Raw genomic sequence first — 5,473 nt, forward strand, 5'->3', positions numbered from 1 at the left:
CGCCAACCGCCCGGCTTCCTCGATCAACTCAGGGGGGGCGTCCGGGATCGTCTTGAGATGGATATAGCCGCGAAAAGTCTCCTCGTGGCGCAGCTTGCGGGCGATCTGCACCATGTCGGACATGGTCGCATCGGGCGAACGGATCACGCCGGAGGAGAGAAACAGCCCTTCGATGTAATTGCGGCGGTAGAACTCGATCGTGAGCTTGACCACTTCGTCCACGCTAAAGCGGGCGCGCTCCACGTTGGAGGACACCCGGTTGATGCAATAGCTGCAATCATAGATGCAGAAATTGGTCATCAGGATCTTGAGCAGACTGATGCACCGCCCGTCCGGGGCGTAGGCGTGGCAGATGCCGCTGCCTTCGTTGGAGCCCAGCCCCTTGCCATCGCGCGAGTCGCGCTTGGTGGAGCCCGAGGAGGCGCAGGAGGCGTCGTATTTCGCCGCATCGCTGAGAATCGCCAGTTTTCGATCGAGTGTCTGTTTGGTCATGCGTTCTATATATGTTCTCAACGGAGCGGCGTCATTAATCTATCTTAATGCCGCGACAATTTGCGCGGGGGGCTGCTGAGGGGGCGGGAAGATTTCGCGCGGTCGGGGTTGCTGCGCGTCTGGCTACGGGCCGCTAATCCGCAGGGCGACGCATTTGAGTGTCGCCCTACAAGCTATTGCCTCGGTTCAACATTTCCCCTCACCGCAGCCATACGCAGCCCTCCGCCTGCTTGCATTACCCTGCGTAATACGGTTGTAATTCCGCGAGGAGGCAATCGGCTTTCCCAAGAACAACACGTGAGGAGCACTGTGATGGCAAACCCCCTTTATGACACTCTGTTTGGCCGTCACGCGGGCAAGACGACCGCCTTTTTGCACCTTGAGGGCGGGGTGACGCTGACCCATGCGGGCTTTCTCAGCCGGGCGGGCCGCTTTGCCAATGTGCTGTCCGAGCTGGGGGTGAAGCCGGGCGACCGGCTGGCGGTGCAGATCGACAAATCCGCCGATGCGCTGGCGCTCTATGCCGCTTGCGTGCAGGCGGGGGTGATCTTTCTGCCGCTGAACCCGGCCTATACGGCGGAGGAGGTGCGCTATTTCGTGACCGACAGCGGGGCGGCGGCTTTTGTCTGCCAGCCTGCGCGGCGCAATGAGATGGCGCCGCTGGCCAAGGATACGGGCTGCCAGCTTGAGACGCTGGGCACCGAAAACGATGGCAGTTTTGCGGACCGCGCAGCCTCGGCCCCCGATCAGTTTGAGACCGTCGCGCGTGAGGCTGATGATCTGGCGGCCTTCCTCTATACCTCCGGCACGACGGGGCGCTCCAAGGGGGCGATGCTGACGCAGGAAAACCTGTTGTCCAATGCACAGGTGCTGGTCGATCACTGGGGCTTCACCGGCGATGACGTGCTGCTGCACGCGCTGCCGATCTTTCACACGCACGGGCTGTTCGTAGCCAGCAACATCATGCTGTTGACGGGCGGCGCGATGATCTTCCTGCCGAAATTCGACCTGGAAGAAGTGATCGCCCAACTGCCCCGCGCCACCGCCATGATGGGGGTGCCGACCTTCTACACCCGCCTGCTGGGCGACGCGCGGTTCAACCGCGATCTGGTGGGGCATATGCGGCTCTTCATCTCGGGCAGCGCACCGCTGCTGGCGGAAACCCATGTAGCGTTCGAGCAGCGCACGGGCCACCGCATCCTCGAGCGCTACGGCATGACGGAGACGAACATGAACACCTCCAACCCCTATGAGGGCGAGCGCCGCGCGGGGACCGTGGGATTTCCCCTGCCGGGGGTGGAGCTGAAGATCTGTGATCCCTCATCCGGACAGGAGCTGCCGCAGGGCGAGATTGGCGTGATCGAGGTGCGCGGGCCGAATGTGTTCAAGGGCTATTGGCAGATGCCCGAAAAGACCCGCGAGGAACTGCGCGACGACGGCTTTTTCATCACCGGCGATCTGGGCCGCGTGGATGAGGATGGCTATGTCGCCATCGTCGGACGCGGCAAGGATCTGATCATCTCGGGCGGGTTCAATGTCTATCCCAAAGAGGTCGAGCTGGTGCTGGACGATCAGCCGGGGGTATTGGAATCGGCCGTCATCGGCGTGCCGCATCCCGATTTCGGAGAGGCCGTCGTCGGCGTGCTGGTGCCCAGGGACAATGGCCCCGACCTTGCCGCGATCGAGGCCGCCATGGCGGGAAAGCTCGCGCGCTACAAGCAGCCGAAGAAACTGATCGTCGCGGACGAGCTGCCGCGCAACACCATGGGTAAGGTTCAGAAAAACGTGCTGCGCGACGTGTACGCCGGGCTTTTCACGGCACCCGGCTGACCTGCGCGCGCATCGGTGACTGCCGGGCATGAGTATTTGTACCAAGAAGAATCCCCGGCTTCTTCTTGGCCAAAATACTCGTGATGCCAAGCATCGTGCAACGCGCGCGGCGGGTCAGGCCGCGATGACGGCGCCGCTTTCGATCAGGGCCTCGATGGCGTCGGCGGGATAGCCCGCCTCGGCGAGGACTTCGCGGCTGTGCTGGCCCAGCAGCGGCGCGGGCCGGGTGACGGCGCCCGGGGTTTGGGAAAACTTCACCGGCAGGCCGATGGATTTGACCGCGCCGGCCTTGGGGTGCTGGGTCTCGACGATCATGTCGCGGGCCAGCGCCTGCGGATCGGCGTGCATCTGCGGGATGTCGAGGACCGGTCCGGCGGGCAGGCCCGCGGCCTCCATCCGATCCAGCCATGTCTGCGTCGTGTCGCTGCGCAGCCGGTCGTTCAGCAGGTCGACCAGGGCGGGCAGGTTTTCCATGCGGTTCTGGTTCGATGAAAACCGCGGGTCGGCGTCCAGTTCGGGCGCGCCGATGACATCGAGGAACCGCAGCCAGTTGCGCTGGTTCGCGGCACCCACGTTGATCCAGCCGTCCGCCGTCTGAAACGCCTGATAGGGCGCATTCAGCGGGTGGGCCGATCCCAGCGGTCCCGGCGCCACGCCGGTGGCAAAGGCGATGGCCGATTGCCAATAGGTCAGGGTGATCCCCGCCTCGAAGAGCGAGGTGTCGACCTTTTGCCCCTGACCCGTCGCCTGCGCGCTGGCATAGGCGGCGCAGCAACCCATCGCGGCGATCAGCCCGGCGGTGATGTCGGAAATCGGCGCCCCCGGCTTGACCGGCGGGCGGCCCGGCCCTTCGCCGGTGATCGACATCAGCCCCGACATGCCCTGCGCGATCAGATCGAAGCCGCCGCGTTCGGCATAGGGGCCGGTGCGCCCGAAGCCCGAAATCTCGCAATAGACCAGCCGGGGATTGAGGGCGCGCAGCGTTTCATAGCCCATGCCCAGCTTTTCCATCGTGCCCATGCGGTAGTTCTCGATCACCACATCGGCCTCGGCCAGCAGCTTTTGCAGCGCCGCGACGGCCTGTGCATCCTTGAGGTTCAGCGCGATGCCGCGTTTGTTGCGGTTCATCATCATGTAGGCGGCCGACTCGCCGCCGATCTCGGGCGGGACGAAGCGCCGGGTGTCGTCGCCGTCGGGCTTTTCCACCTTGATCACGTCGGCGCCCATGTCCGCCAGCATCATGCCGCAGACCGGGCCTGCCATGATATGGGCCAGCTCGACCACGCGCATGCCCTTCAGCGGGCCGGTCTTTTCGGTCATCTGCCGCTCCAGTCCGGTGTGCGCTTGCCGAGGAACGCCTCCATCCCTTCGCGGAAATCGGCGCTCATGTAGCACATTTCGATCAGGTCGGCGTCGTCCACGCGGATGGCGTCGCGGTTGCGGCGCATGGCCTCCTTGGTGGCGCGCAGGGTCAGCGGCGCCATGCCGCCCACGTGCTGCGCCAGCGCCGCGGCGCGGGCCATCAGCGCGGGCTCGTCGTCCAGCACCTCGGACACCAGGCCCGTGGCCAGGGCTTCTTCGGCCTCCATCAGGCGGGCGGTGAAGATCATTTCCTTCACACGCCCCGCGCCGATCAGGTCCGACAGCCGCGCCAGGTTGGCGGCGGCAAGCGTGTTGCCCAGGGTGCGCGCGATGGGAAAGCCGAACTTCAGCCGGGCCGAAGCGATGCGCAGATCGCAGGCCGACGCGATCGAGGCGCCGCCGCCGGTGCAGGCGCCGTGGATCGCGGCGATGGTCGGCAGGGGGCAGCGTTCCACCGCCTCCAGCACCGTGGCGATCCTGGCCTCATAGTCCTGCGCGTCCTGCGCCGATTGAAACGCGCGGAACTGGGTCATGTCGGTGCCCGCGGCGAAGGCCTTGCCGCCCGCGCCGTGGAGGACCAGCGCCTTGATCGTGCCGTCGGTCGGCACGCCCGCGCACAGGGTGGCCAGCCCCTGGTACATCGCAAAGGTCATCGCGTTGCGCGCCTGCGGGCGGTTGAAGGTGATCCACATCACCCCTTCGCGGATCTCATGGATCAGTTCATCTTCCATATCGTTTCTCATCTGTAGAAATACTCCACCAGGAACAGCGGCACGGCGGGCACGTAGGTGCACAGCAGCAGCACCGCCAGCAGCACGCCGACGAAAGGCAGGTTGACCTTCGACACCTCCCAGATGTTGGCGCGCGCCACCGCGCAGGAGGTGATCAGCACCGAGGCCACCGGCGGCGTCTGCTGTCCGATCGCGAGATTCAGCGTAACGACAAGGCCGAAGTGCACCGGGTCGATCCCCGCCGCCTGGATCAGCGGGATCACGATGGGCACCACCAGGATGATCGCCGCGGCCGAATGCAGGAAGAAGCCGATGATCAGGAAGAAGAAGTTCAGGATCAGCAAGATCAGCCATTGCTGCGTGGTGATGTCGAGGATGCCCTGCGCGATCTGCTGCGGGATCTGCGCACGCGTCAGAAAGCCGCCCATCAGCACAGAGGCCGCGACCAGCAGCATCACCACCGCCGTCTGCATGCCGCCGTCCAGCATCGCGCGCTTGAGGTGTTTGAGGTCCACCTGGCGATACCAGGCCGAGACGATCAGCGCCGCGATCACGGCGAGGCCCGCGGCCTCTGTCGCGGTGACGAAACCGCCGAAGATGCCGCCCAGGATGATGACCGGCAGGCCGAAGGCGGGCAGCGCGTCGATGAAGGTCTCGCGCACGCGGGGCATGTTGAACGCCTCTTCGGTCGGCAGGTTGTAGCGGCGCGCGAAGATGTAGGCCACGCCCATCAGACCGCCCGCGCCCAGCAGCCCCGGCACCACGCCCGCGACGAAGAGCTGCTCGACCGAGGTGTTGGCCGAGGCCGCGTAGAGGATCATCGGGATCGACGGCGGGATGATGATCGCCAGCGAGGCGGAGGAGGAGGTGACCGCCGCCGAAAGCTCCTTGGAGTAGCCGCGCTTTTTCATCTGCGGGATCAGGATCGACCCCATCGCCGCCACATCGGCCACGGCCGAGCCCGAGATCTCGGCAAAGAACAGCGACACGCCGATGTTGACCATCGCCAGCCCGCCGCGGATGAAGCCGATCAGCGCGCCGACGAAGTTGATCAGCCG

Annotated in this window: 4 protein-coding genes and 1 pseudogene; 1 reads left to right on the forward strand and 4 read right to left on the reverse strand. The window is 65.3% G+C overall.

The window, feature by feature from the left end; all coding sequences use genetic code 11:
* Positions 1-492 (reverse strand): annotated as a pseudogene (locus tag ACU0BR_RS13635) (putative DNA modification/repair radical SAM protein); the annotation flags it as partial.
* 312 nt (positions 493-804) lie between these two features.
* Here ACU0BR_RS13635 and ACU0BR_RS13640 point away from each other — a divergent pair.
* Positions 805-2,322 carry a malonate--CoA ligase gene (locus tag ACU0BR_RS13640; RefSeq protein WP_446157383.1) on the forward strand — a complete coding sequence of 506 codons (1,518 nt, stop codon included), beginning with the start codon at positions 805-807 and terminating at the stop codon, positions 2,320-2,322.
* A 114-nt stretch (positions 2,323-2,436) separates the two neighbouring features.
* Here the strand turns inward: ACU0BR_RS13640 and ACU0BR_RS13645 are convergent, their stop codons facing one another.
* From ACU0BR_RS13645 to ACU0BR_RS13655, 3 genes are all read right to left on the reverse strand, one after another.
* Positions 2,437-3,642, reverse strand: a complete 1,206-nt coding sequence (locus ACU0BR_RS13645; protein ID WP_446157384.1) for a CaiB/BaiF CoA transferase family protein — start codon at positions 3,640-3,642, stop codon at positions 2,437-2,439.
* On the reverse strand, positions 3,639-4,415 hold the full coding sequence (locus tag ACU0BR_RS13650) for an enoyl-CoA hydratase/isomerase family protein (protein ID WP_446157385.1): 777 nt from the start codon (positions 4,413-4,415) through the stop codon (positions 3,639-3,641). Before ACU0BR_RS13650 ends, ACU0BR_RS13645 begins: the two co-directional genes overlap by 4 nt.
* Positions 4,416-4,423: 8 nt before the next feature.
* Positions 4,424-5,473 (reverse strand): TRAP transporter large permease (locus ACU0BR_RS13655; RefSeq protein WP_446157386.1); only part of this gene is annotated, 1,050 nt, incomplete at its 5' end.

Source organism: Brevirhabdus sp., assembly GCF_052826345.1.

Excerpts from the sequence above, each read along its gene's own strand:
- ACU0BR_RS13640 (WP_446157383.1), top strand. The coding sequence starts at position 805 with ATGGCAAACCCCCTTTATGACACTCTGTTTGGCCGTCACGCGGGCAAG.
- ACU0BR_RS13645 (WP_446157384.1), bottom strand. The coding sequence starts at position 3,642 with ATGACCGAAAAGACCGGCCCGCTGAAGGGCATGCGCGTGGTCGAGCTG.
- ACU0BR_RS13650 (WP_446157385.1), bottom strand. The coding sequence starts at position 4,415 with ATGGAAGATGAACTGATCCATGAGATCCGCGAAGGGGTGATGTGGATC.